Annotated in this window: 3 protein-coding genes; all 3 read left to right on the forward strand. The window is 39.6% G+C overall.

Translation table 11 applies throughout. The annotated features are described in order from the left end of the window. Positions 1-139 precede the first annotated feature (139 nt). The 3 genes from F6K37_RS42540 to F6K37_RS42550 all read left to right on the forward strand — a co-directional run bounded on the left by F6K37_RS42540 (position 140) and on the right by F6K37_RS42550 (position 1349). Positions 140-496 (forward strand): ISAs1 family transposase, encoded by a 357-nt coding sequence (locus F6K37_RS42540; protein ID WP_287257237.1) that lies wholly within the window; start codon positions 140-142, stop codon positions 494-496. A 90-nt stretch (positions 497-586) separates the two neighbouring features. Then, positions 587-847, forward strand: coding sequence for a hypothetical protein (locus F6K37_RS42545; protein WP_287257238.1), 261 nt, complete (start codon positions 587-589; stop codon positions 845-847). A gap of 28 nt (positions 848-875) precedes the next feature. Continuing rightward, positions 876-1349 (forward strand): hypothetical protein, encoded by a 474-nt coding sequence (locus tag F6K37_RS42550; RefSeq protein ID WP_008179916.1) that lies wholly within the window; start codon positions 876-878, stop codon positions 1347-1349. The last annotated feature ends 15 nt before the right edge of the window (positions 1350-1364 follow it).

Here is a 1364-nt window from a genome sequence, read left to right on the forward strand (position 1 = left end):
TTTCTTTGGGCTCTATTGTTTGATTAATAAAATTTGATAATTCATCTATAATATTCATATTTTATTTTTTGTATAATAAGAGTAATATTTATATTATATCTGTTACAAGCTATTTAGGGTTGCTATAGACTTCAAATTCATGCATGCTCGTGTTCCTTCTTATTCAGTGCTCAGAAGAGTCATGGTTAATTTAGATTACGAAGAACTCCAACTTGTATTTAATAAATGGAGTCAACACTATGGTGTTATTCCCTCTTCAGAATGGATATCCATAGATGGGAAGAGCCTCAAAAATACTGTTAGTAACTACGATAACGCGAAACAAAACTTGATCAGTTGTGTTTCGGCTTTTGCTCATCAAAGAAGATTAGTCTTAGGGGTAAAAATGATGTCGAACAAACAGGAAAGCGAAATTTACGTCGTTCGAGAATTAATTGACTTATTAGATTTAACAGGTTTTGAAGTTCCCGTAGAACAGTGGAGCCTTTATGGGTGATCGGTTATGCAGAAAAGGGTTAAATCTTTTGTAATAAGGCTCCACTGTTCAAGGTTTCATCTCCGTAGTTTTTAGTTTTGATGCTCTTCATTGTCAAAAAAAACTCTGGCAGCCATCGTCGAGTCAGGGAATGACTATCTAGTTAAAGTCAAAAAAAATCAACCCAAATTATATCAACAAATAGAAACGGAATCAAACCAGCTTACACCACGACAAAAAGTGACCCATTATGAAAAAACTAGAAACCGTAATACTTATCGTCTTATTGAAGTGTTTGATCCACCCGAAAACCTTGACCCCAAATGGATTGGAGCTGGTTGTGTGATTAAAGTCTCTGAGACGAAACCTTAGGTAGTGGAGCCTTTATGGTGGGCAGGCTATGCATAGAAGGGTTAAAACTTGGCAGATTTTGGCTCCACTACCTTACGGTAACTTCAAACGCAGTGGAACTCGTGGAAATGAGACTTATAGAAGCATCAGTTATTATCTTTGTTCAAAACCACCATTATCTCGTGGTTTGGCCAATGGAATTAGAGGACATTGGCTCATTGAAAATTCTCGACCTTGGGTAAAAGACGTCATCTATGAAGAAGATATTAGTCCGCAAACGTCAGGACAAGCTCCTTTAAACTTATCTTTGCTCAAAACATGGGTTTTAACTCTTCTTCGAGCACATGGCTTTGATTCTATCAAGGCAGCAATCAGTGAAGCGATGCAGCGCGGTCTTGGGGAGGCAGCGCGGTCTTGGGGAGGCAGCGCGGTCTTGGGGGTTTCCCCCATGAGCGACTGCCGTGGTCTCCCCCATGAGCGACTGCCGTGGTTTCCCCCACTCGCTATTGCATCAAGACAATGAGCCATAATTTGAGAA

The organism is Moorena sp. SIO4E2 (assembly GCF_010671945.1).
Classification (GTDB): Bacteria; Cyanobacteriota; Cyanobacteriia; order Cyanobacteriales; family Coleofasciculaceae; genus Moorena; species Moorena producens.

Bases quoted from the DNA above. Each gene is read 5' to 3' on its own strand.
- F6K37_RS42540 (WP_287257237.1), top strand. From the start codon at position 140: ATGCATGCTCGTGTTCCTTCTTATTCAGTGCTCAGAAGAGTCATGGTT.
- F6K37_RS42550 (WP_008179916.1), top strand. From the start codon at position 876: ATGCATAGAAGGGTTAAAACTTGGCAGATTTTGGCTCCACTACCTTAC.